The 25530-nt window shown below is 67.9% G+C and carries 9 protein-coding genes, 2 tRNA genes and 1 pseudogene; 8 read left to right on the top strand and 4 right to left on the bottom strand.

Annotated elements, in window-relative coordinates:
- The first annotated feature begins 39 nt into the window (after nucleotides 1–39).
- Both CJ022_RS06650 and CJ022_RS06645 read left to right on the top strand, forming a co-directional pair.
- A complete protein-coding gene (locus CJ022_RS06650; RefSeq protein ID WP_143703901.1) occupies nucleotides 40–4677 on the top strand; it encodes a pilus assembly protein in 4638 nt (1545 codons plus the stop codon).
- On the top strand, nucleotides 4677–5120 hold the full coding sequence (locus CJ022_RS06645) for a type IV pilin protein (RefSeq protein WP_101925871.1): 444 nt from the start codon (nucleotides 4677–4679) through the stop codon (nucleotides 5118–5120). Before CJ022_RS06650 ends, CJ022_RS06645 begins: the two co-directional genes overlap by 1 nt.
- A gap of 47 nt (nucleotides 5121–5167) precedes the next feature.
- On the opposite strand, the gene CJ022_RS06640 is transcribed toward CJ022_RS06645, so the two are convergent.
- Together CJ022_RS06640 and CJ022_RS06635 are read right to left on the bottom strand one after the other, a co-directional pair.
- Nucleotides 5168–5244 (bottom strand) — tRNA-Asn (locus CJ022_RS06640).
- 228 nt (nucleotides 5245–5472) lie between these two features.
- Complete coding sequence (locus CJ022_RS06635; RefSeq protein WP_101925981.1) at nucleotides 5473–6015, bottom strand: GspH/FimT family pseudopilin; 543 nt, start codon at nucleotides 6013–6015, stop codon at nucleotides 5473–5475.
- A gap of 204 nt (nucleotides 6016–6219) precedes the next feature.
- On the opposite strand from CJ022_RS06635, the gene uvrB reads away from it, so the two are divergent.
- The 4 genes from uvrB (at nucleotide 6220) to CJ022_RS06615 (ending at nucleotide 17890) form a co-directional block, all read left to right on the top strand.
- Nucleotides 6220–8253 (top strand): excinuclease ABC subunit UvrB, encoded by a 2034-nt coding sequence (gene uvrB, locus CJ022_RS06630; RefSeq protein ID WP_101925870.1) that lies wholly within the window; start codon nucleotides 6220–6222, stop codon nucleotides 8251–8253.
- A gap of 196 nt (nucleotides 8254–8449) precedes the next feature.
- A tRNA-Val gene (locus CJ022_RS06625) sits at nucleotides 8450–8524 on the top strand.
- Nucleotides 8525–8918: 394 nt separating this feature from the next.
- On the top strand, nucleotides 8919–17663 hold the full coding sequence (locus CJ022_RS06620) for a GH36-type glycosyl hydrolase domain-containing protein (protein ID WP_425490798.1): 8745 nt from the start codon (nucleotides 8919–8921) through the stop codon (nucleotides 17661–17663).
- The gene (locus CJ022_RS06615) at nucleotides 17663–17890 is read left to right on the top strand and encodes a hypothetical protein (protein ID WP_101925869.1); all 228 of its coding nucleotides are present in this window, start codon (nucleotides 17663–17665) and stop codon (nucleotides 17888–17890) included. The genes CJ022_RS06620 and CJ022_RS06615 overlap by 1 nt, the downstream gene beginning before the upstream one ends.
- 267 nt (nucleotides 17891–18157) lie before the next feature.
- Here the strand turns inward: CJ022_RS06615 and CJ022_RS06610 are convergent.
- Nucleotides 18158–20850: pseudogene (locus CJ022_RS06610) on the bottom strand (TonB-dependent receptor).
- Nucleotides 20851–21211: 361 nt separating this feature from the next.
- Here CJ022_RS06610 and CJ022_RS06605 point away from each other — a divergent pair.
- The gene (locus CJ022_RS06605; protein ID WP_101925868.1) at nucleotides 21212–22189 is read left to right on the top strand and encodes an oxygenase MpaB family protein; all 978 of its coding nucleotides are present in this window, start codon (nucleotides 21212–21214) and stop codon (nucleotides 22187–22189) included.
- A 31-nt stretch (nucleotides 22190–22220) separates the two neighbouring features.
- On the opposite strand, the gene CJ022_RS06600 is transcribed toward CJ022_RS06605, so the two are convergent.
- Nucleotides 22221–23840, bottom strand: a complete 1620-nt coding sequence (locus tag CJ022_RS06600; RefSeq protein WP_101925867.1) for an alpha-glucosidase family protein — start codon at nucleotides 23838–23840, stop codon at nucleotides 22221–22223.
- 200 nt (nucleotides 23841–24040) lie between these two features.
- On the opposite strand from CJ022_RS06600, the gene CJ022_RS06595 reads away from it, so the two are divergent.
- Complete coding sequence (locus CJ022_RS06595; RefSeq protein WP_101925866.1) at nucleotides 24041–25528, top strand: MFS transporter; 1488 nt, start codon at nucleotides 24041–24043, stop codon at nucleotides 25526–25528.
- Nucleotides 25529–25530 lie beyond the last annotated feature (2 nt).

The raw sequence follows: 25530 nt of genomic DNA, 5'->3' as shown, positions 1-25530 counted from the left end.
AACTCGTTCCTGTTCCCCAACTATCAGGCGCCGTATCGGGTGTGGAACTGGCTGTCGATTGAAGGGCCAGTGGCGGGGAACAACTGCTTTAATGCCTCCGATCAGCGGGTCAGTTGCACGTCTGGTGGCACGACGCCCGGGCATCCTGGGCACCCGGCGAACCGGGCCGAGTTCGATACCAGGGAGGCGAGTTTCGGGATTTCCGCAAATGCGCTTGCCGTCAATGTGACGCGTAGCAATATCAACTGTCTTGGCAATAACTGTAATCCGGTCGGCGCCAATACCAATTACATGAGCATCATCACCGGCCGATTCCAGGTTGGTAACAGTGCGGGAACCGCGGATGAATTCCAGTTTGCTGTCGACGGTGACGATGCGGTTGATTTCGAGATTCGACGCAATGGCGTGGTGGTGCCTGGTGGTCAGGCTGGCTATTACGGCGGGCACGACGTCTGCAACTGCCAGACGTATGCGACCGGTGTTTTGGGTCTTCAGTCGGGTGTTGCTTACGACATCAAGTTCCGGCATGAGCAGGCGGCAGGTGGCGACAAGTATGTGCTGCGCTTCAGGCGCAGACTGCTCGGTCTAGCTTGGTCAGGATGGGAGGTCGTCCCGAGCAGTAACGGTTCGGGACAGACAGGGCTACGCAATCTGTCGCTGTCCACGTATACCCTTACTCCAACGACGGGTGGTGTGACCCGCGACGATTACCTCGTCCGTGTCGAGACCTGTCCGGCCAACGAGGCGCTGCGGGATGCGACGTGCAAGGTCTACCCGAATGGCCAGGCGAAACCCACCGGCATCCTGCACGATTACGGCGAGTCGCAGCGCATGTACTTCGGCCTGATCACGGGCTCGCAGCGCAACAATCTCGAAGGTGGTGTACTCCGCCGCAATGTGTCGAATTTCGCGTCGGAGATCGACCCTGCCTCAGGCGTGTTCCGAACGGATGTCGAAGGCATTGCCCGCAGTATCGACCGGTTGCGGATGATCGGCGGTGGCTACAACTCGGGTACCGACAATATCAGCAGCGACCAAAACTGGAACTGGAATGCCGGCAACGGCAACTGCCCGTCAATCGGTAACCGCGCGATCAACAACGGCGAGTGCCGGATGTGGGGCAATCCGATTGCCGAAATGCTCTACGAGAGCGTGAGGTACTTTGCTGGCGCCACCGGCGCCACGCCTCGCTTCGCGACGGGCGGCAGTACTGCCGGCAACGAAGACCAGGTCCTTGGACTGCCGACGCCTGACTGGCGCGATCCTTACGCGAGCACGGGCGCCGGGCTCAACTATCCCGCCTGCTCGCGTCCCGTGCAGACGATCATCAGTGACATCAATCCCAGCTATGACGGTGATCTTCCGGGTAGTGCTTTTACGGGCGCAGTTACGACTACCGGCAATACACCTGCATCTATCTCGGGTTTCAACGCGGCTACCGAAGGCCAGGCTATCTGGAATGCGGAATTCGGTGCGGGTGCGAGGAACGTCTTCATCGGCGAAGTCGGCACACTTAACGACGCCAATCCGACGGTCAAGGCTGCCTCCAGCTTCGGCAACATCCGAGGTCTGTCACCAGAAGAGCCGGGCAAGATGGGCACGTACTACACGGCAAGCGTGGCCCGCTTTGCGCGCAATTCCACGAACATCAACGCGGCGGCAGAAGATCAGAACGTCCATACCTATTCGATCGCACTGGCATCACCTCTGCCGCGGATCGAGTTCCCGGTGGGCGGCAATACGGTGACCTTGGTTCCGTTCGCCAAGACGGTCAGCGGCACCTTTGGCGAGGCCACGCGAAAGCCGACCAATACGATTGTCGACTTCTACGTCCAGGAGTACGAGAACTTCCCAGGGCAGACCATCAACGCGACGGTCAATGGCGGCCGTCCGCGCGCTGTCTTCCGCATCAATTACGAGGATGTGGAGCAGGGCAACGATCACGACATGGACGCGATCGTGCGGTATGAAATCATCGCCAACGCCGGCAATACGCTGACGGTGAACCTGACCTCCGAATACGCGGCAGGCAGCGCGAACCAGAATATGGGCTACGTCATTTCCGGCACGACGCGCGATGGCGCGTATCTTGAAGTGCGCGACCGTGACAACGGCAATCAGGCGTCGTCGGCCTACGAGCTCAATACGCCGTCAGGCAACCCGATACGGTGGGCAGGCGGTTGCGTAGGCCAGATGGGGTCCGCACCTTGTAACCAGGGGCTTGGCTTCACTTCGACACGCGAGTTCTCGCCCAGTGCCAATGCGTCGGCGATCCAGCTGCGCGATCCGCTCTGGTATGCGGCGAAGTACGGTGCGCCGGATCCCGCCAACTGGGACACCAGCGCGCCGGGCACGCCGGGCGCAGGCGATCCCGACAATTACTTCCTGGTCACAAATCCGCTCAATCTGCGCAACCAGCTGTCCAAGGCGTTTGACGACATCGCAAGCCGTGACGTGGTAGCGGGAAGCCGAACGTTGAACGGTGCGCGCGTGGGCGCAGAATCCTTTACGCTCCAGCCCACGTTCCAGCGCGAACGCGATGGCAAGGACTGGACGGGCAACCTGAGCGCATTGGCGATCAACCCGAACGGCTCGATTGGCGCCACGCTGTGGAATGCGCAATCAAACCTGCCTCTGCCAGCGGCCCGGAACATCGTCACCCTGCTGTCCCCGGGCAATGGCACCAGCGCAGTCGCCGCGGACCGCCGTGTGCCCTTCGTGGCGGATGAACTGGGCGCGACCGAAGCGGATCAGGCAGGCGCCATCGGCTTGTTCGATGCCGATATCGACAATGGCCATTACGGCACCAGCCGGGACACGTCCGCTGAGGATGTCGTCGCATATCTCCGCGGTGACCGGTCGAACGAGTCCGCTGGCGGGAGCACGGCGAACCTCCGGGAACGCGGTTCGGTGATCGGCAGCATCATCAACTCCGAGCCGGTGGTGTCGTCGCCTCGTGCCGACCTTGGCTACGGCATGCATGACGACCCGATGTTTTCCGGCTATGTGGCCGCTGGCGGCAGCGAGGGCTACCTGGACCTGAAGGCGACCCGTACCACGACCGCCTTCGTCGGTGCCAATGACGGCATGCTGCACGGATTCAATGCCAGCACCGTGCCGTGTGCCATTCCCAGCGAGCGCCTGCCTTGCGCGGCAACCGGGGCTGGCGTTGAGCAGTTCGCCTATGTTCCCAACGCGGTGCTGCGGAACATGGCGCTGCTGGCCAAGACAGACGAATTCTACGATCACCGGTATTACGTCGACGGGCAGATCAGCATCGGCGACGTCAAGGTCGGTACGGGCGGTGCCCAGGACTGGCGGACGATCCTGGTCGGTTCGACAGGTGCGGGTGCGCGATCGGTGTTCGCGCTCGACGTCAGCAGCCCGTCGAGCATGGATGAAACCAGCATCCGTTGGGAGCGCAACAGCAGCGTCGACAACGATATCGGCCATGTCTACGGCAAGCCCTTGATCGTGCCGCTGGAAAATGGGAGCTGGGGCGTGCTGTTCGGCAACGGCTACGGTGGCAATCTCAACGATCCTTCGCTCTACGTGCTGGATGCCTACACGGGTGCGGTGGTCCGCAAGTTGACGGCCAACGACGGCAACTCGGGCGCCGCGGCGACCAATCCGGTTACCGCGTGGCTCTGTCAGGTCGCCAGCGGTTTCGAGCTGGTTGCCAACTTTTGTGCGCAGCGCGCGGCCCCGTTCAACGGCCTCGGCCAGATCACGGCCATCGACAAGTCCGGCAACGGCAAGGTCGACACGATCTACGGTGGCGATCTGCAGGGCAATCTGTGGAAGTTCGATCTGGGTTCGACATTGGCAGCGGATTGGGGCGTCGCGAATGCGGGCGAGCCGCTGTTCGAAGCACGGATCGACAGTGAGCCGCAGCCGATCACCGGTGGTATCCGGGTCGCGGCGGGTCCTGGCACCGGCGTGATGGTGTATTTCGGAACCGGTCGCTACCTGTTCGAGCGCGGCAGTCAGCCGGGTGACAACGATGTGCCGGAAGATCCGTCGGTGCAGTCGCTCTATGCGGTGTTCGACAACGGCACGGCGGTCAGCAGCGATCTGGAAGACGGCGGGCGGGACGCACTGCAGGCCCAGACCATTACCGGAACGGGCGCAGGTGACAATGGCGAGGTGATTCGCAGTATCAGCCGAACGCGGGTGGCCTACTCGGGCAGTAGCTCGAAGCGAGGCTGGTATCTCGACCTCCAGGTCTACGATGATTCGGGTGACGAGCCCGGCTTCCGTCCGATCGGTGAGCGCTTCATTGCGACCCCCCGTATCCAGAGCGGCCGCGTGTTCTTCACCACGTTCACGCCGTCGGAGGACAGCTGCAACCCGGGTGGCGACAACTTCGTCTATGGTCTGGATCTGCTGTCCGGGTCGGGCGCACTGGCCAACGTGCAGGTGCAACCGTCCGAAGATCCTGCCTGCACCGGAGCAGATTGCGGCGGTATCCAGATCGACGGCGGCGGCGCACCGGTGACCAGCAACTCGGTCGCTGCCATCACCACCGATACCGTCATCAACAATCCGGACGGCAGTGTTTGCGATCCCGCCACCGGTGACTGCCCGACATTCGAGGAGTGCCAGGTCGTCGTGTATCCGGGTGCCTTCGTCCTGCCCCGACCTTGTGGCCGTCAATCATGGAGACAGATCAAGTGATGCACTTTCAACGTCGCCCCCTCAGCGCGGCTGGTCGACAACGCGGCTTCACCCTGATCGAGCTGATGGTCGTCGTCGCGATCGTCGCGATCCTGGTCGGTATTGCGCTCCCGATGTACCAGGATGCGGTGCGCAAGGGGCATCGTGGCCAGGCCAAGGCGGACATGGTCGAGCTCGCGCAGCGTGCGGAGCGCTACCGGACGATCAATGGGTCCTACGACAGATTCTGGGAGCGCGCGGTGCCGCCTGGCGACCGGAATTCACCCCGTACTGGTGAAGTAAGGTATCTGCTGACCCGCGAAGGCGGCGATTCCGCGACAACGACATTCGTCATTCAGGCGGTCCCACAAGGCGGCCAAGCCAACGATGCGCGTTGCATGACCTTGCGAATCGATCAGGCGGGGCAGAAAACCGCCACTGGCCCCGGCATGGACTGCTGGTGACCCACGAAAAAAGCCGCGGAGCGATCCGCGGCTTTTTTCTTGAATCCTGGCGCCCGAAGTTGGACTCGAACCAACGACCCCCTGATTAACAGTCAAGTGCTCTAACCGGCTGAGCTATTCGGGCTGGGGACGGCCATTTTAGTGGCTTCCGTCTGCGGGTCAAGCATCTTGTCGTGCATCGGTCTCTGCAGACGTCGTCGGTCTGCGTGCCGACGTATGCGGCATCAGACGTAGCAGCGGCGCTTCGTGCCAACGATCGACGTGCCGCGTCCTGCGCGCATGCGCGGACTGGCTTTTGCCCGCTGGCCGTAACAGCGGAAGTTTCCGGACCTTCCGGCAGCCACCACGACGTTCACATCGGGCAGGCCGACCCCGCCTCATGGCGCCGGCTGCGCACGCGGCCGAGATTGTTGACGGCGACTTCGCCACGCAGCTGGTCGCCAGTGCAGACGCGCACCGTCAGGTTGGTGCCAGCGGCGCGGCCGTCGCGTTTGTAGCGGATGAACTTGCGGGTCGCGGCCAGCCGCAACGCGCCCCCGGCCGCGGCAGGCGCGTCGGCGACGCGCAGCAGGTCTTCGGGGAGGTCCGGTTGGCGGTTGCGGTCGGCATCGGCGAAGACGATCCAGCCGTTGCCCCAGTCGACATCGTCGCGGCAGCGGTTGGTGTCCGTCCGCGGACAGACCACCACCTCGGCCCGGCGCATGATGGCGGTATTGCGCGCCATCGCGAGGTCGGCGCTGACCAGATGCATCGCGGTCTGGGTGCGGAGGCGCGCGACGGTGCCCTGGAACGAGGGATAGGCGACCGTGAGCAGCAGCGCCGTGATCGCGAGCACGATCAGGCTCTCGACGAGGGTGAATCCTGGGTGGGGTCGGCGTCCCTGCATCTGCCACATGACGGCGTCCTGCCGTTCGGGAGTCTGCAGTCTGCGTGGCCATGCCGGGCCGATCCCTGCGTGAGGGACGCATCACCGGGTCGGAATTTACCGGCTGCTATCGTCGGGCCCGGATGCGCACCGGACCTGAACCGGACGCGCTTCGCCTTGCCGGCGCCCGCATCCATCCCCATGTTTCCGGCTCCCCCGAGACCCGTGCCGCCCATGAACGACGTCATCCACCCCGCCGCGTTCCAGCTTGTCGCGCCCTACGAGCCGGCGGGCGACCAGCCGCGGGCGATCGAGCAGCTTGTCGGCGGCTTCGAGGCCGGCCTGGCGCACCAGACCCTGCTCGGCGTCACCGGCTCGGGCAAGACCTACACGATCGCCAACGTGATCCAGCAGGTTCAGAAGCCGACGCTGGTGATGGCCCCGAACAAGACGCTGGCCGCGCAGCTCTACGGCGAATTCAAGTCGTTCTTCCCGCACAACGCGGTCGAGTACTTCGTCAGCTATTACGACTACTACCAGCCCGAGGCCTACGTGCCGTCGTCGGACACGTACATCGAGAAGGACAGCTCGGTGAACGAGCACATCGAGCAGATGCGGCTGTCGGCGACCAAGGCGCTGCTCGAGCGGCGCGACGCGATCGTGGTGTGCTCGGTCTCGGCGATCTACGGCCTCGGCGATCCGAACGAATACTTCCGCATGGTGCTGCACATGGTCCGCGGCGAGCGCATCGACCAGCGCGAGCTGATCCGCCGTCTGACCGAGATGCAGTACAGCCGCAACGATACGGAACTGCGGCGCGGTACGTATCGCGTGCGCGGCGAGGTCATCGACATCCACCCGGCGGAATCGGAGATGGACGCGCTGCGCATCGAGCTGTTCGACGGCGAGATCGAGCGCATCACCCAGTTCGATCCGCTGACCGGCGAGACCAAGCGCACGCTGCCGCGCTACACGATCTATCCGAAGTCGCACTACGTCACCACGCGCCGCACGACGCACGAGGCGATCAACGCGATCAAGGCCGAGCTGCCACCGCGGCTGGAGCAGTTCTACGCCGAGAACAAGCTGGTGGAAGCGCAGCGGCTGCAGCAGCGCACCCAGTTCGATCTCGAGATGATGGCCGAGGTGGGCTACTGCAACGGCGTGGAGAATTATTCGCGGCATCTCACCGGGCGCATGCCGGGCGAGGCGCCACCGTGCCTGTTCGACTACCTGCCGCCGGATGCCCTGCTGGTCGTCGACGAGTCCCACGTGACCGTTCCGCAGATCGGCGCGATGTACAAGGGCGACCGAGCGCGCAAGGAGACACTGGTCAATTTCGGCTTCCGGCTGCCGTCCGCGATGGACAACCGTCCGCTGAAGTTCGAGGAGTGGGAAGGCCGCGCGCCGCGCGCGATCTTCGTGTCGGCGACGCCGGGCAAGTACGAGCTGGAGAAGTCGGAAGGGCAGATCGCCGAGCTGGTGGTGCGGCCGACGGGACTCATCGACCCGACCGTCGAGATCCGCCCCGTCGCGACCCAGGTCGACGACGTGCTCGGCGAGATCAACGAGCGCGTCGCGATGGGCGATCGCGTGCTGATCACCGTGCTGACCAAGCGCATGGCCGAGAACCTGACCGAATATCTCGGCGAGCACGACATCAAGGTGCGTTACCTCCATTCGGACATCGACACCGTCGAGCGCGTGGAAATCATCCGCGACCTGCGCCTGGGCAAGTTCGACGTGCTGGTCGGCATCAACCTGCTGCGTGAAGGCCTCGATATGCCGGAGGTCTCGCTGGTGGCGATTCTCGACGCCGACAAGGAAGGCTTCCTGCGCTCGGGCGGCTCGCTGATCCAGACCATCGGTCGCGCGGCGCGCAACCTGCGCGGCAAGGCGATCCTCTATGCCGACCGGATCACCAATTCGATGCAGATGGCGCTCGACGAGACCGACCGACGCAGGGCCAAGCAGGTCGAGTACAACACCGAGCACGGCATCACGCCGAAGTCGGTCGCACGCGCGATCGTCGACATCATGGAAGGCGCGCGCGCCGAACCCGCGCTGGAGAAGAAAGGACGCGGCAAGGGCCGCAAGGTCGCCGAGCCGGTCGAGGATTACGCCGCCTTGCCGCCCGAGAAGCTGGCGGCGCGCCTGAAGACGCTGGAGCAGCAGATGTACCAGCACGCGCGCGACCTGGAGTTCGAAGATGCGGGCCGCATCCGCGACCAGATCCGGCAGATCAAGGAGGCCAGCCTGGTCCGGTGACGGGCCGGCGCGCAGGCCGGCGCCCGTGTCCGCGGTCTTCGCGCATCCCGCGCGCCGGTGCCGGCGATGCCATCGCCCGCGGCGCACGGAATGCCACGGCCGCCGAGGCCCGAGCCGGGCGGTCAACGGATATGTTGAAAATGTTGGACGCCAGTTGTCGCCAACGCGCGAATCCGGTGTATGATGCGCACCCTTCGGGCGGTTAGCTCAGCGGTAGAGCACTACCTTGACATGGTAGGGGTCACAGGTTCGAACCCTGTACCGCCCACCACCTCAAAGCCTTGATACGACAGGCTTTCGGTGGATTCGAAGACGCAGCACGGGTGGGCATCGACCCCGCGCTGATTCCCAGACAGATCTCGCGAATGCGGCACGCCGCATACGTTTCTTCGTGGACCGCTGTCGTGGTCGCGTGTCCCTGGCGACACGTGGGCGAGGCGCCGGCAGCGGCGGGGATCCGGCGTCGGCGGATGCATCCCGTCGTGCGCGCGGCACACGGGTTCTGCGCATCGCTTCGGGAGGACGAAACCCGCGGCATGCGGCCCGGAACAGCGAGCCGCGTATTGCGCGGGGACGTCGAGGCGCGGGGCCGTGATCGTCACGCCGGTACGCCGAGCGGGTGCAATGATGGCGCCCTCCGGGCCGTCGGCCTGACGGGTTCCGCAATGACCGCTGCCTCGACGCTGTACCGCCGCTGGTTGCGTCTGCGCAGCCGTTTCGCACGCTCCCGGCACGAGGTCAGCCCCGCGGCGCTCGACGTCGAAGCGCCGCTTCGCGCCCAGCTCTTCAGCGCCGAGCAGATGGAGCTGCACGGCCGCGCGTTGGCACTGACCCATCGCATCCGGACGGGGCCGTCGCCCGACCGCCTGCTGCTGCGCCTCAGCGAGAACGCGGCCCTGCTCGAGGACGCCCGCACCTTCCTGGCGCGGATGGTGCGCGACGACATCCGTATCACGCCGGCCGGCGAGTGGCTGCTCGACAACTACCACCTGATCGAAGAACAGGTGCGGCTGGCGCGGCGGCATCTGCCCAAGGGCTACAGCCGCGAACTGCCGACGCTGGCGCAGGGCGCTTCGGCGGGCCTGCCGCGGGTCTACGACCTGGCGATGGAAGCGGTCGCGCACGGCGACGGCCAGGTCGATGCGACCACGCTGAGCCGCTTCGTCGCCGCCTACCAGGCGGTCACGCCCTTGGCGCTCGGCGAGCTGTGGGCGATCCCGATCATGCTGCGGCTCGCGGTCATCGAGAACCTGCGGCGCATGGCCGTGCGGGTGATGCGCGACGGCCAGGACCACCGCGATGCGCGGCGCTGGGCCGAGCGCCTCAACGTCACTGCGGTCGAAGCGCCCAAGGACATCGTGCTGGTCGTCGCCGACATGGCGCGCAGCGCGCCGCCGGCCACCGGCGCCTTCGTCGCGGAACTGACCCGCGGCCTGCAGGGGCGGGGCGCACTGCTGTCGCTGCCGTTGACGTGGATCGAGCAGTGGCTGACCGATACCGGCCTGCGCATCGAGGCGCTGGTGCACGCGGAGAGCCAGCAGCAGGCGGCCGACCAGGTCTCGATCGGCAACAGCATCGGCAGCCTGCGCTTCCTCGCGCACATGGACTGGCGCGAGTACGTCGAGACGATGAGCCTCGTCGACGCGGTGCTGCGCGAGGATCCGGGCGCGACCTACAGCCTGATGGATTTCAGTACCCGCGACCATTACCGCCACGCGGTGGAGAAGATCGCCCGGCGCACCGGCGTCGGCGAAGTCGCGGTCGCCGAGGCGACGCTGCGTCTCGCGCAGGCGCAGCCCGCGGATGCGATCGAGGCGCACGTCGGCTACTACCTCGTCGACGACGGGCTCGACCAGACGATGGCGGCCCTGGCAGGCGCCGGAAAGCGGCGCGTCAGCGCCCGCCGCGCGCCGCGGACCGTGCCGCTACCGGTCTATCTGGGCCTGATCGCGGTCGTCGTCGCCCTCGCGACCAGCGGGCTGCTGGGACAGACCGGAGCGCGCGACGTCGGCTGGGCGCCGGTGTGGCTGCTGGCCGCCCTGGGCGTGCTGGTCTTCAGCGAACTGGGCATCGCCCTGACCAACTGGCTGGCGACGGTCGTCGTCGCGCCGAAGCCGCTGCCGCGGCTGGATTTCTCGCACGGCATCCCGGTGGGTTCGCGCACGCTCGTCGTCGTGCCCTGCATGTTCGGCGACATCGCCGCCGTCGATGTGCTGGTCGAAGGGCTGGAAGTGCGTTTCCTCGCGAACCGCGATCCGCATCTGCACTTCGCCCTGCTCAGCGACTATCTCGACGCCGACCAGGAAGTTCTGCCCGGTGATGCACCGACGCTGGCACACGCCGCGGCGCGCATCGACGAGCTCAACCAGCGCTATCTCGCCGATAGTCCGGCGCCGGGCGGCGAGCGCTTCTTCCTGTTCCACCGACCGCGGCACTGGAATCCCAGCGAAGGCCGCTGGATCGGCGAGGAGCGCAAGCGCGGCAAGCTGGCGGCCTTGAACGCGATGCTGCGCGGCGGTGGCGCCGCGGCGTTCCAGCAGGTCGTCGGGCGGGTCGCGGTGCTCGAGAACGTGCGCTACGTCATCACCCTCGACTCCGACACGCGGCTGCCGCGCGACGCGGCGCGCGAGTTCGCCGGCACGCTGTCGCATCCCCTGAACCGGGCGGTCTTCGATCCCGGCCGCCAGCGCGTGACCCGTGGCTACGGCATCCTGCAGCCCAGCGTCGGCAGCAGTTTCAGCGGGCGGCGGATCAGCCGCTACGCGCGCATGTACGGCAGCGAGCCGGGCATCGATCCCTACACGCGCACCGTGTCGGACGTCTATCAGGATCTCTTCGGCGAAGGCTCGTTCGTCGGCAAGGGCATCTACGACGTCGATGCGTTCGAGCAGGCCCTGCACGGCCGCTTCCCCGACAACCGCATCCTCAGCCACGACCTGCTCGAGGGCTGCTATGCGCGCGCCGGTCTGGTCAGCGACGTGCGCCTGTACGAGGACTATCCCTCGCGCTACGCGGCCGACGTCAAACGCCGGCACCGCTGGATCCGCGGGGACTGGCAGCTGCTGCCGTGGGTGCTGCCGTGGGTGCCGACCGCGCAGGCGGGACTGGCGCGCAATCCGCTGTCGTGGCTGTCGCGCGGCAAGCTGCTCGACAACCTGCGCCGCAGCCTGGTGCCGGCCTCGACGCTCGCGCTGCTGGTGTTCGGCTGGGTGATGCTGGACTCGCCGCTGGCGTGGACACTGTGGCTGTCGACCGTGTTCTTTGCGCCGGTGCTGGTGCCCGCGTTGCGCGACCTGCTGTCGAAGCCCGCGGACATGCGGCTCGATACGCACCTGCTGCAGGTCGGCGATGCCACCGGCCGCGGCCTGGTCCGCGCCGCGGTGAACCTGGCCTGCCTGCCGTACGAGGCGATGTTCAGCCTGTCGGCGATCCTCGTGACCTTGTGGCGCTCGCTGGTCAGCCGCCGCCATCTGCTGCAGTGGAATCCCTCGAGCGAAGTCGAACGCAGCCTGGGACGCGGCGTCGCCGCGGAGCTGCGCACGATGTCGGTGGCGCCGCTGCTCGCGATCGTCGTCGCCGCGCTGCTGTGGCGCCTGAATCCGCAGGCCTTGTGGGTGGCCGCGCCGGTGCTGGCGCTGTGGGCCGCATCGCCGCTGCTGATGGCCTGGCTCGGCCAGCCGCCGCCGAAGCGCAGTGCGCAACTGTCGCTGCCGGACCGCGCGTTCCTCGGCCGGCTGGCGCGTCGCACCTGGGCGTTCTTCGAGGTCAACATCCGCGAAGAAGACCACTGGCTGCCGCCCGACAACATCCAGGAGCATCCGGCGCTGGTCATCGCGCGCCGCACCTCGCCGACCAACATCGGCCTGTCGCTGCTGGCGAACGTCGGCGCCTGGGACTTCGGTTACCTGCAGACCGCTGCCGTCATGCAGCGTACCCAGCGCGTGTTCGCGACGCTGGACCAGCTGCCGCGCCACCGCGGCCATTTCTACAACTGGTACGACACCGAAACCCTGGCGCCCCTGCCGCCGCGCTACATCTCGACCGTCGACAGCGGCAATCTCGCCGGCCACCTGCTGACATTGCGGCAGGGCCTGCTGGGCCTGATCGACGCGCCGATCCTGGCGCCGCAGACCTTCGCCGGCCTGGCCGACACCTTCGGCGTGCTGACCCTGGCCAGCGAAGCGCAGCCGCGCGCCGATGCCGGCTGGCAGCCGGCGCTGGACGCGTTCCGCAGCCAGCTCGACGATGCGCTGACGCTGCCACCGGTGTCGTGCCGCCGCGCGCTGGCCGTGCTCGATGGCCTGCGGGCCCACGCCGCGACGCTGCTGGCGATCGCGCCACCGGCAGGCACAGCCGAAGCCGCCGACGACGATGTCGGCGCCTGGGTGGCGCGCCTGCACGCGGCCTGCGTCGATGCGCGCGCAGCGCTGCAGCCGGGCATGGGCCAGACCGCGCCCGTCCCCGGCGAATCGGGGCCGGTCGACGGCACGGAACCGGACGCGATGCCGACGCTGCGCGCGCTGTGTGCGCCGGGCACCGATGCCGGCGTGCGCACGTGGGCCTGTGCCCAGGTGCACGAGCTGGAACGCCTGGCGCACGTCGCGGGCCAGTTCTCGCTGATGGAATACGGCTTCCTCTACGACCGCGCGCGGCACCTGCTGTCGATCGGCTACGACGTCGACAACCGCCGGCTCGATCAGGGCCATTACGACCTGCTCGCGTCGGAAGCGCGGCTGTGCAGTTTCGTCGCGATCGCCCAGGGCCAGTTGCCGCAGGACACCTGGTTCGCGCTCGGCCGTCTGCTGACCGAGGTCGACGGCGACCCGACGCTGCTGTCGTGGAGCGGCTCGATGTTCGAGTACCTGATGCCGCAGCTGGTGATGCCGAGCTATCCGGACACTCTGATCGACCAGACCTCGCGCCATGCGGTGCAGGCGCAGATCGCCTACGGGCGCCAGCACGACGTGCCCTGGGGCATCTCGGAGTCCGGCTACAACACCGTCGATGCGCGGATGAACTACCAGTACCGCGCGTTCGGCGTGCCGGGGCTGGGGCTCAAGCGCGGGCTCGGCGAGGATCTGGTGATCGCGCCGTACGCGACGATGATGGCGCTGATGGTCGCGCCGGAAGCCGCGACGCAGAACCTGCAACGGCTCGATGCCGAAGGATTCTCCGGACGGTTCGGCCTGTACGAGGCGATCGACTACACCGCCTCGCGGCTGCCGCGCGGGCAGACGCATGCGATCGTCCGCTCGTTCATGGCCCATCACCAGGGCATGGGCTTCCTCGCGCTGGACCATCTGCTGCGCGAGCAGCCGATGCAGAAGCGCTTCACCGCCGATGCCGAGTTCCAGGCCACGCTGCTGCTGCTGCAGGAGCGCCTGCCGCGCACCGGCGTGTTCCGCCCGCACGAGGTCGAATCGGTCGGCGTGCGCACCGCGAGCGCGATCGACGAGACCCAGTTGCGTATCTTCCGCACCGCCGACACATCGCGCCCCGCGGTGCAGATGCTGTCCAACGGCCGCTTCCACGCGCTGCTGACCAATGCCGGCGGCGGCTACACCCGCCACCACGACATGGCGGTGACGCGCTGGCGCGAGGATGGGACACGCGACCAGTGGGGCAGCTTCTGCTACCTGCAGGACGTGCAGAACGGCGATGTCTGGTCGGCGGCGCATCAGCCGACCTGCGTGCCGGTGGAGCATTACGAAGCGATCTTCTCCGACGCCAAGGCCGAGTTCCGCGGCCGCCATCGCGGGCTGGAGACGCATCTGGAGATCGCGGTCTCGGCCGAGGACGACATCGAGCTGCGCCGCCTGCGCCTGGTCAACCGCTCGCGGCGTCCGCGCACGATCGAGATCACGACCTACGCCGAAGTGGTGCTGGCGCCGGCGATCGCCGACGAGCTGCATCCGGCCTTCAGCAACCTGTTCGTGCAGACCGAGATCGTCCGTGACAAGCAGGCGCTGCTGTGCACGCGTCGACCGCGCGCGCACGACGAAGTGCCGCCGTGGATGTTCCATCTTGTCGCCGCGCACGATGCGGACATCGTCGAGATTTCCTACGAGACCGACCGCGCGCGTTTCCTCGGCCGCGGCAACTCGCCGCGCACGCCGCAGGCGCTGGCCGCGCCCGGCGCGCTGTCGGATACCGCGGGCTCGGTGCTCGATCCGATCGTCGCGATCCGCGTGCGGATGACGCTGGCCCCCGAGCAGACGGCGATCCTCGATCTGGTCACCGGCGTGGGCGATGACCGTGACGCCTGTGCGGGGCTGATCGACAAGTACCGCGACCGGCGTCTCGCCGACCGCGTGTTCGATCTCGCCTGGACCCACAGCCAGGTCGTGCGCCGGCAGATCAATGCCTCGCAGGCCGATGCGCAGCTCTACGAGCGCATCGCCGGGCTCATGGTGTTCGCGCATCCGTTCCTGCGCGCCACCAGCGCCGTGCTGCTGCAGAACCGCCGCGGGCAGTCGGGGCTGTGGGGACATTCGATTTCCGGGGACCTGCCGATCGTGCTGGTACAGATTGCGGACGCCGAGAACATCGAGCTGGTGCGGCAGATGGTGCAGGCGCATGCGTACTGGCGGCTCAAGGGCCTGCATGTCGACCTGGTGATCTGGAACGAGGACCAGGCCGGCTACCGGCAGCAGCTGCAGGAACAGATCCTCGGCCTGGTCTCGGCCGGACCGGAAGGCAATGTGCTCGATCGCCCGGGTGGCATCTTCGTGCGGCCCGCGCACCAGATCTCGCAGGAGGACCGCATCCTGATCCAGTCCGTGGCGCGCGTCATCGTCGGCGACCAGCACGGCACGCTGGCGTCGCAGGTCGGGCGTCACGTCGTGCCCGAGCGGGCGCTGCCGTTGCTGGTGCCGGTGGAGACGGGCGCGGCGGCGTTCGATGCCGATGTGGAGCGCGAAGGCCCGGCCGAACGCAGTGGCCTGTACGGCCTGCCGCCGCCGCAGACGCTGTCGCACGACGAGGACCCGTGGCCGTTCGAAGCGGTGGCCGACGCGCTGCACTTCGACAATGGCCTCGGCGCGTTCGCGGCCGACGGCCGCGAGTACGTCATCGTGCTCGACGACGCGGCGACGACGCCTGCGCCCTGGTCGAACGTCATGGCCAACCCGAAGCTCGGCACCGTCGTCAGCGAAAGCGGACCGGGCTACACCTGGTTCGAGAATGCGCACGAGTTCCGGTTGACGCCGTGGCACAACGATCCGGTGTCCGACACCGGCGGCGAGGCCTTCTACCTGCGCGACGAGGAGACCGGCCAGGTCTGGTCGCCGATGCCGCTGCCGCTGCGCGGCCGTGGGGCGTATCGCACCCGCCACGGATTCGGCTACAGCGTCTACGAGCACGTCGAGGACGGCATCGCCAGCGAACTCTGGGTCTACGTGGGCTTGCACGAGGCGGTGAAATTCTCGGTGCTGAAGCTGCGCAACCTGTCGGGCCGGCCACGCCGCCTGTCGGCGACCGGGTACGTCGAATGGATTCTCGGCGACATCCGGCTGAAATCGCAGATGCACGTCGTCACCGAGCAGGACCCGGCGACCGGCATGCTGACCGCTCGCAATCCCTACAACACCGAGTTCGGCGGGCGCGTCGCGTTCTTCGACGTCGATGGCGACCGCCGCACGTTCACCGGCGACCGCACCGAGTTCCTCGGCCGCAACGGCAGCCTGCGCGCGCCGGATGCGCTGCGCCGCGAGGGCCTGTCCGGGCGGATCGGCGCGGGCCTCGATCCCTGCACGGCGATCCAGGTGCAGGTGGATCTGGGGCCGGGGCAGGCGACCGAGACCGTGTTCCGGCTCGGCATCGGCGAGGACTTCGGTACTGCGCTCGATCTCGCCGCGCGCGTGCGCGGCACGATGCCGGCCCACGACGCCCTCGACGGCGTGCGCCTGCACTGGCTGCAGACGCTCGGCGCGGTGCGGGTGGAGACGCCGGAACCGGGCACCGATCTGCTGGTCAACGGCTGGCTGCTGTACCAGACGCTGGCCTGCCGCTATGTCGCGCGCAGCGGCTATTACCAGTCGGGCGGCGCGTTCGGGTTCCGCGACCAGCTGCAGGACACGATGGCTACCGTGCACGCGGCGCCGGCGCTGACCCGCGCGCATCTGCTGCTGAGCGCGGCGCACCAGTTCCCGCAGGGCGATGTGCTGCACTGGTGGCATCCGCCGGCGGACCGCGGCGTGCGCACGCGCTGTTCCGACGATTACCTGTGGTTGCCCGTGGCCGCGTGCCGCTATCTCGACGTCACCGGCGACACCAGCGTGCTCGACGAGCGCGTGGGCTTCATCGAAGGCCGCCTGGTCAATGCCGACGAAGAGTCCTACTACGACCTGCCGGTCGCGTCCGGCCGGGTCCAGCCGTTCTACGACCATTGCGTGCTGGCCCTGCAGCGGGGCATGAGCCTGCTAGGCGAACGCGGCCTGCCGCTGATCGGCACCGGCGACTGGAACGACGGCATGAACCGGGTCGGCGAGGGCGGCCGCGGCGAGAGCGTGTGGCTGGGCTTCTTCCTCTACGACGCGTTGCAGCGCTTCGACCACGCGTTCGCCGTGGTCTGTCGCGACGCCGCGGCGCAGCTGCAGGGCAACCTCGAAGCGCATGCCTGGGACGGCGGCTGGTACCGGCGCGCGTGGTTCGACGACGGCACGCCGATCGGCTCGCACACCAGCGACGAATGCCGGATCGATTCGATCTCGCAGAGCTGGTCGGTGCTGTCGGGCGCGGCCGATCCCGAGCGCGCCGGACAGGCGATGGCGGCGCTGGATACGCACCTGGTCAAACGCGATGCCGGGCTGATCCAGCTGCTGGACCCGCCGTTCGACAAGACCGCGCACGACCCCGGCTACATCCGCGGCTACGTGCCGGGCGTGCGCGAGAATGGCGGCCAGTACACGCATGCGGCGGTGTGGTCGGCGATGGCGTTCGCTACGCTCGGCGATCGCGAACGCGCATGGGAACTCGCGCGCATGATCAATCCGGTGCACCACGCGGAAGACGCCGCGGGCGCGGCCGTCTACAAGGTCGAGCCCTACGTCATGGCGGCCGATGTCTACGGTGTCGCGCCGCATGTCGGGCGCGGCGGCTGGACCTGGTACACGGGGTCGGCGGGCTGGATGTACCGGCTGCTCAGCGAATCCCTGCTCGGCCTGCATCGCCATGGCGACCGTCTGCGGATCACGCCCTGCGTGCCCGCATCGTGGCCGGGTTACCGGATGCAGCTGCGGCATGGCGCGGCGGTGTACCGGATCCAGATCACCTGCTTCGACACGGGGCCGGCGCGGCTGATGCTGGACGGTGTGCTGCAGGACGGCCTGGACATCGCCCTGCACACCGCGGATGCGATCCACGAGGTCGTGCTGCAGTGGCCGCGTGACGCGCAAGGGCCGCGCGACTGATGGCGCTGCGCATCGAGCTTGAGAGCGCGCTCGATGCGCTCGCCGGCATGGTGCCGATGTGGCAGGAAAAGTTGCGGAAGCCCGATGCGTTCTGGCCGCAGTTCGAGGCGTTGTCGCGGCAGATCCTCGTGCGCGCCCGGACGGACGCGGAGCAGGCCGAGGTGCGGCAGCGGCTCGATGCGATGCTGGCCGCGCAGGGCCTGACGCGGCCGGGGCGGCGGCGCTGAGGATGGCGCTGCGCCTCAGGGGAGGCGTGCAGAGCGGGGATTGCGCTTGTGCAGCCGCGCACGGTGCCAGGCCCGCGGGGGGCGCGAAGGCGCGGGTTGCCACGCGAGACGACAGGAGCAGGAGGCGCTCGGTGCCCGCGGGTGGACGGCGCCGGAAGATCAAAGTGTGGTGGACGTGGTCCCGCCCGTTGTCCGTCGCCCCCCGGCAGCATCAGAGAAAACAAGGCGGCCGATCGGCCGCCTTTTTCTGCCCGAACCGCGTCCCCGTCAGAACCGGTAGTTCAGACCGAGCAGATACGTGCGGCCCCATTCGAGGTTCTCGAGCGGGCGGTCGCGCGTGCCGGCGTACGTACGGTAGGCCTCGTTGGTGATGTTGTTGGCCTGCAGCAGCAGGGTCAGGCCGTCCATCGACGAGTCTTCGCCGAAGCTGTAGCTGATCTGCGCGTCGGTGATGTTCTCGCCGACGACGTAGCGCAGCGTGCGCGCGCCGTCGAAGTTGCCGATCTCGCCGATGAAGTCCGAGCGCCGGCGCTGGCTGACGCGTGCCTCGAAGCCGTCGCGCTCGTAGTACGCCGTCAGGTTGTAGACGCGCTTCGACAGGCCCGGCAGGTCGATCGGGCCGCTGCCGACGCTGTTGGCGCTTTCGGGGTCGAAGATCTGGATGCTGCTGTCGTTGAAGCTGGCACTGGCCACGATGCCGAAGCCGCGCAGCGATTCGGTCCACAGGTCGAACGGCAGCGACGCCGTCAGTTCCAGGCCGCGCAGCGTGCCGCCTTCGCCGTTCTGCGGCGCGGTGAAGTTGCCGATGTCCTGCACCGGCGGCGTGCCCGGCGGCGGCACGTAGCTGTCGACGAAATCGGAGAAATCGTAGTCGTCGACGGTCTGCGTGTAGATGTAGGTGCGCAGGTCCTTGTAGAAGAACGCGGCGGCCACGTAGGCGCGGTTGCCGAAATACTTCTCCCACGACACGTCGAACGCGTACGCGCGCCACGGATCCAGCAGCGGGTTGCCGCCGCTGCCGCCGGGCCGGCCGTTGCTCGTGTCGACGCCGAATTCCAGCGACGAGCGCAACTGGTCGACGCGCGGACGCGCGACCTGCTCGGCCAGGCCGATACGCAGCGTGTGTTCGTTCGGCAGCTGGAACGCGAGGTTCATGCTCGGCAGCACGTCGGTATAGGTCTTGCCCGATTCGAACGGCCGCACGTTGCTGCCGGCCGGCTGGGTCGAATCGAAGTAGCGCGACGCGGACGACTGGTCGACTCGCTGGATCTGCACGCCCACGTTGCCGGTAACAGTGGCCGCGCCCCATTCGGTGCTGAGGTTGGCGCGGGCGAACGCGCTGGTGATCTTTTCGCTGACCGTCCAGGCCTTGGGGATCAGGTAATCCAGATCCTCGGTCGGCTCGAACACCATGTAGCGGTCGACCGCGGCGGGCACGTTCCAGGCCGGGATGTAGCCGACGCCGGCGAAGCCGAGATCGACGAGGCCGTACTGCAGATCGCTGGCGATGGCGGTGTCGCCCTGCGCGCCGAGCACGATGTTGCCTTCCGGCTGGCGCTTCGACTTCTCGCGATCGGTGTGGTTGAGGCCGAAGTCGAACTCGGACAGCCACGTGATCGAACCGGGCGCGGGCAGGGTCAGCCCCACGCGCGCGGCCTTGAGTTCGTCTTCTACCTGCGGCGTCTTGCCGTAGCCGGAGCCGTAGATCGTGTTGGTCAGGAACAGCTGGCTCGGATCGGAGTAGTCGAGGCCCGGCGCCAGCTGGGTGAAATCGTTGCTGCGGATGTCGAGTTCGATCGTGTCGAGCGACGGGTTCGGCAGGCGCTGGGCGTTGTTCTCGAGACTGATCTCGGAGCGCCTGGCCTTCGACCAGCTGACGAGATGCGGTCTTCGCGACGGTTGTACATGCCGCGGACCAGTGGATACACGCCGGTCAGCGTGCCGCCGGCGAAGCTGCCGTTCTCGCTGGTGCGCACGTCGCTGTAGACGCACTCGGGATTGCACGGGAACGAGCCGTTGAACTGGGTGTTGACCTCGAACTGGTTCGCGGTGTCTTCCTGCTCGGCGCGCGAGTGGAACAGGTCGAGCGTGCTGGTCCAGGCGTTCGACGGCCGGAACTGCAGCGTCGCCATCACACCGTCGCGCTTGGTGTAGCCGGTGCGGCGCAGCGCCTTCATGCCGTCGGTGGCCCAGGTGCCGGGCGCGAGGCCCGGGCGCGCATCGGTCTTCCACGGTTCGTAGAGGCCGACCTGGTTTTCCTGGATCGGCGTGTCGCTGTGCGAGTAGCCGATCGAGAAGCCGAAGCGGCGGTCGGCGGACTGGCCGATCCAGCTGCCGCTGATGCGGTTGCCGTAGGGATCGGTCTTCGCCGCTTCGCCCAGCGAGTTGCGCTGGTAGCGGCCGTTGAGCGTGATCACCGACTCGTTGAAGTTCAACGGCCGCACGGTCTGCATGTCCAGCGTGCCCGACAGGCCCTGGCCGAACAGGCCGGCGTCGGGCGTCTTGTAGACGGTCACGCCGCTGACGAGTTCCGACGGGTACTGGTCGAATTCGACGCTGCGGTTGTCGCCGGTGCTGACCATCTCGCGCCCGTTGAGCAGCGTGGTCGCGAAGTCGGGCGACAGGCCGCGGACGCTGATCACCTGCGCGCGGCCGGCGACGCGCTGCGCGGACACGCCGGGCAGGCGTGCGATCGATTCGGCGATGCTCACGTCGGGCAGCTTGCCGATGTCTTCGGCGGAAACCGCCTCGACGATCTGCGTGGCGTCGCGCTTGATCGAGATCGCGCTTTCGATGCCGCGGCGGATGCCGGTGACCTGGACGCGGTCGAGCTCGACGGCGTCGTCGCCCGCGGTGGCGTCGGTGGTCGTGGTGGTGGTCTGCGCGTGCGCAGCGGCGGCGATCGTGAACAGCGCCGACGCCAGTGCGGCGCTCAGCAGATTGCGATTGAGCTTCGACATGTCCCCTCCCAAGGATGTCCAGCGGACTGCATGCAGTGGTGCGTCCGGCGCCATGTCCCGTCGTGGGATCTGTGCGGCGACGGCGCGGTTCGAGCGGTCACGCGCATGGTAGTCCCGGCATCGACGCGCGGACCGGCGCTGCATACGTATTCATTGCGGGCAGGCGCAGGCGATGGTGTCCGCGCATTCGCGGACGCGCTGCGCCGGGCGCGAGGGCATTTATGTGGTCCAGTCCCCGGCATCCGTCGAGACGCAATCGAGACGACAGCACGTCCGCCGATCCGATGCAGACCGCCGACGTGCGATGCCGTGTGACGCGACCCTCGCGGACGCACGACGCGCGACCGACTAGCCTCCGAGCATGACCGCATCGCCGCTCGCGACATCGCTGCTCGCCGCCCGTCTCCGCACCTGGGTGCTGCGCGTGTTCCCGCGCGGCCAGAGCACGATCGATTACGACACGCCGCCGGGCGATCCCGGCCTGTTCGGTCCCGACAGCGCGACCTGGCGGATCCATGCGGATTTCCCCGGCATGCTGTCCGGCGGCCTGTGCGCGTTGATGCTGCAGACCCTGCATCCGCGCGCGCTGGCCGGTGTCTGGGACCATTCGAATTTCCGCACCGATCTGGTCGGTCGCCTGCGCCGCACCACGGCATTCGTCGCCGGCACGTCCTATGCCGGCACCGACGAGGCGAACCGCCTGATCGCACGCGTCGCCGGCATCCACACGCGCGTGCGCGGCGCGCTGGACGACGGGACGCCGTACGCGGCCGACGAACCCGCGCTGCTGACGTGGGTGCACGTCACCGAGGCCTACGGGTTCCTGCAGGGGTATCGCCGCTACTCGCCCGATGCCTTGCCGCCCGGCGCAGCCGATCGCTATTACGACGAGGCGCGCCGCATCGCCGAAGCGCTCGGCGCGCGCGACGTGCCGGCCTCGGAAGCCGAGGTTGCGACGTATTTCGATGCGCTCCGGCCGCAGCTGCGCGTCGATGCGCGCTCGCGCGACGTGCTCGACGTGCTCGCGCGCATCCGGCTCCCGGTACCGCTGCCGGGCGTGTCCCGCACCCTGTTCCTCGGTGCGGGCGCGGCCCTGCTGCCCGACTGGGCACACGCGATGCTGCCACGCAGCGCCTGGCAGCGCGCCGGCGATCCGGTCGCGGCGCGCGTGATGCAGGGCCTGGGGCCGGTATTCCGGAGCGCGCTCGGCGACGGCGTCGCGCCGCGTGCCTGCCGACGCGTCGGTGTATCACCTGACTGCCTGCATCGATGGCCGGACGTCGCCGATGCGGCATCGCGCGGCGCCGAGGCGCGCGACACCGGCGCGTCCACGCGCTGAGCGTGCTGCGCACGGACCGGGGTGCCAGCGGTCAGACGAGGCGCGCGAGCCAGGCGCCGCGCGGTGCCAGTGTCAGCGTCGTGCCGTTCCGCTGCGCGCCGGGCAGGCCATGGCCGTCGAGTGGCGTGGCCCCCGCGGCGATCGCGGGCAAGTTCCACGTGACGTCGTCCGCGGAGAGGTTGAAGACCACGAGCACGCGCGCGTCGGCATCGCCGCGCACGAAGGCGAGCACCGGTTCCGGCGCGTCGAGGAACACCTGCGCGCCGGTCACCAGCGCGGGCTGCGCACATCGCCATTGCAGGAAACGCCGCGTCGACGCCAGCACTGACCGCGGATCGGCGTCCTGCGCGGCCACGCTCAGCGGCCGGTGCGTGTCGGGGATCGGCAGCCACGGCGTGCCGGTGGAAAAGCCCGCGTCGGCATCGGCGGTCCACGGCATCGGCGTGCGGCAGCCGTCGCGGCCCTTGAAGTTCGGCCAGAACGTGATGCCGTAGGGATCGCGCAGCGCCTCGAACGGCACGTCCGCTTCCGGCAGGCCGAGTTCCTCGCCCTGGTACAGGCAGACCGAGCCGCGCAGCGTGCAGACCAGCGCCACCATCTGCCGGGCGAACGCGGCGTCGGCGTCGGGTCCACCCCAGCGCGTAACCGCGCGCACCACGTCGTGGTTGGAGATCGCCCAGCACGGCCAGCCTTCAGTCATCGCCGCGTCCAGACGCTCGACGGTGCCGCGGATGTAGCCGGCGCTGAAATCCTCGACCAGCAGTTCGAAGCTGTAGCCCATGTGCAGGCGGCCGGCGCTGGTGTATTCGGCGGTCGTCGCGAGCGAATCCTCGGAGGATATTTCGCCGAGCGCGGCGACGTCGCTGTAGCCGTCCATCAACGCGCGCAGGCGCTCGATGAAGCCGATGTTCTCGGGCTGGGTGTTGTTGTAGTGGTGGTACTGGAACGCGTACGGATTGTCGGGCGCGAAGCCGCGCCCCAGCCGCAGTTCGGGCGGCTTGGGCGGGTTGTCGCGCAGCTGCGCGTCGTGGAAACAGAAGTTGATCGAATCCAGACGGAAGCCGTCGACGCCGCGGTCCAGCCAGAAGCGCACGTAATCGAGCGTCGCCTGCTGCACCTCGGGATTGTGGAAGTTGAGGTCGGGCTGGCTCGACAGGAAGTTGTGCAGGTAGTACTGGCCGCGCCGCGGCTCCCAGCGCCAGGCGGGCCCGCCGAAGATCGACAGCCAGTTGTTCGGCGCGGTGCCGTCGGGACGCGCATCGGCCCAGACGTACCAGTCGGCCCTGGGGTTGTCGCGCGACGCGCGGCTTTCGCGGAACCAGGCGTGCTCGTTCGAGGTGTGGCTGAATACCTGGTCGATCATGACCTTCAGCCCCAGCCCGTGCGCGGTCGCCAGCAGCGTGTCGAAATCCGCGAGGGTGCCGAACATCGGATCGACATCGCACTGGTCGGCGATGTCATAGCCGTAGTCGTGCATCGGCGAGCGGAAGAACGGCGACACCCAGATCGCATCGACGCCGAGCCCGGCCACGTAGGGCAGCTGCGCGATGATGCCCGGCAGGTCGCCGATGCCGTCGCCATCGCTGTCCCTGAAGCTGCGCGGATAGATCTGGTAGATCACCGCGCCGCGCCACCACGGGTGGTTCGCCATCGTCTGTCTCGCTCCCCGACGCCGTGCGCGCCGCGATGCGACGTTAGTGCATCGCAGCCCGCATGCGGAAGCACGGGGTGGCGGTGGACGCGATGAATACGTATGCAGCTCGCCGGTGCGTCGCCGCACTGTGGCTACCATGCAGCAGGTCGCGTCGACACGGCGCGGCACCGCGGTCCTTGGGAGGGGAGTCGCAACGTATGCAGCACAGCAAACCGCAGCTGTCGTTCTGGCAGATCTGGAACATGTGTTTCGGCTTCCTCGGCATCCAGTTCGGATTCGCCCTGCAGAACGCCAACGTCAGCCGCATCTTCCAGACGCTGGGCGCGGACATGGAGCAGGTGCCCGGGCTGTGGATCGCCGCGCCCCTGACCGGTCTGCTGGTGCAGCCGGTGATCGGCTATTTCTCCGACCGCACCTGGACGCGTCTCGGACGCCGTCGGCCTTACTTCCTGTGGGGCGCGATCTTTTCCACCGCCGCGTTGCTGGTGATGCCGAACTCGCCTGCGCTGTGGATCGCCGCCGGCACGCTGTGGGTGCTCGACGCCTCGCTCAACGTGTCGATGGAACCGTTCCGCGCCTTCGTCGGCGACCAGCTGGCGCCAAAGCAGCGGCCCAGCGGCTACGCGATGCAGAGCTTCTTCATCGGCGTCGGTTCGGTCGTCGCCAGCGCCTTGCCCTTCGTGCTGGCGAAGTTCGGTGTCGCCAACACCGCCGGCCCGGGCGAAGTGCCCGACACCGTGCGCTATGCGTTCTATTTCGGCGGCGCGGTGCTGCTGGGCGCGGTGCTGTGGACGGTGCTGCGCACGCGCGAGTATCCGCCCGAGGCACTGGCCGCGTTCGACGATGCACATCCGCCCGGTACGGTCGCGGGGGGCGATGTGCCCGTGCCCACGGCGATCGGCGGGCTGCCCTGGCTGCTGGTCGGCGTCGCCGGCGTCTCGCTGGTCTGGGCGATGGGCTGGGACCGCATGCTGTACGTGCTGGCTGCGCTGCCGCTGGCCTATGGGCTGCTGCGGCAGATCGCGGCGCTACGCGGTCGCGGCATGATCGCTGCGATCGCCGGCGACCTGCATGCGATGCCGACCACGATGCGCCAGCTCGCGGTCGTGCAGTTCTTCTCGTGGTTCGGCCTGTTCGCGATGTGGATCTACACCACCGCCGCCGTCGCGCAGACCCATTACGGCACCACCGATCCGCAGTCGGCCGCCTACAACGAAGGCGCGAACTGGGTCGGCGTGCTGTTCGCCGCCTACAACGGCTTCGCCGCACTCGCTGCCGTGGCGATTCCGTGGATGGCGCGTGCGCTCGGCCTGCGCATGACCCATCTGGTGAACCTGTGGCTCGGCGGCGCGGGCCTGGTGTCGATCGCCTTCATCCGCGATCCGCAGTGGCTGCTGCTGTCGATGGCCGGCGTCGGCTTCGCCTGGGCCTCGATCCTCTCGCTGCCGTATGCGCTGCTGTCCGACAGCCTGCCCGCGCACAAGATGGGCGTGTACATGGGCATCTTCAATTTCTTCATCGTCATCCCGCAGCTGGTCGCGGTGAGCACGCTGGGCTTTCTGCTCGGCCACGTGTTCGGCGGCGCGCCGATGCGCGTGCTGATGCTCGGGGGCGCGAGCCTGGCGATCGCCGGACTGTTCGCACTGCGCGTGTCGCGGCCGCTGTCGGAACAGGCGGCGCGATGACA

Origin of the sequence: Luteimonas rhizosphaerae (assembly GCF_002849595.1) — a bacterium.
GTDB classification, from domain to species: Bacteria; Pseudomonadota; Gammaproteobacteria; order Xanthomonadales; family Xanthomonadaceae; genus Luteimonas; species Luteimonas cellulosilyticus.
Note: the sequence above shows the minus strand (reverse complement) of the source record. Positions and strands in the feature narration are given on the sequence as shown.

Coding starts and splice junctions, on each gene's coding strand:
- CJ022_RS06615 (WP_101925869.1), top strand. CDS start 17,663: ATGGCGCTGCGCATCGAGCTTGAGAGCGCGCTCGATGCGCTCGCCGGC.
- CJ022_RS06595 (WP_101925866.1), top strand. CDS start 24,041: ATGCAGCACAGCAAACCGCAGCTGTCGTTCTGGCAGATCTGGAACATG.
- CJ022_RS06635 (WP_101925981.1), bottom strand. CDS start 6,015: ATGTGGCAGATGCAGGGACGCCGACCCCACCCAGGATTCACCCTCGTC.
- CJ022_RS06645 (WP_101925871.1), top strand. CDS start 4,677: ATGCACTTTCAACGTCGCCCCCTCAGCGCGGCTGGTCGACAACGCGGC.
- uvrB (WP_101925870.1), top strand. CDS start 6,220: ATGAACGACGTCATCCACCCCGCCGCGTTCCAGCTTGTCGCGCCCTAC.
- CJ022_RS06600 (WP_101925867.1), bottom strand. CDS start 23,840: ATGGCGAACCACCCGTGGTGGCGCGGCGCGGTGATCTACCAGATCTAT.
- CJ022_RS06605 (WP_101925868.1), top strand. CDS start 21,212: ATGACCGCATCGCCGCTCGCGACATCGCTGCTCGCCGCCCGTCTCCGC.
- CJ022_RS06620 (WP_425490798.1), top strand. CDS start 8,919: ATGACCGCTGCCTCGACGCTGTACCGCCGCTGGTTGCGTCTGCGCAGC.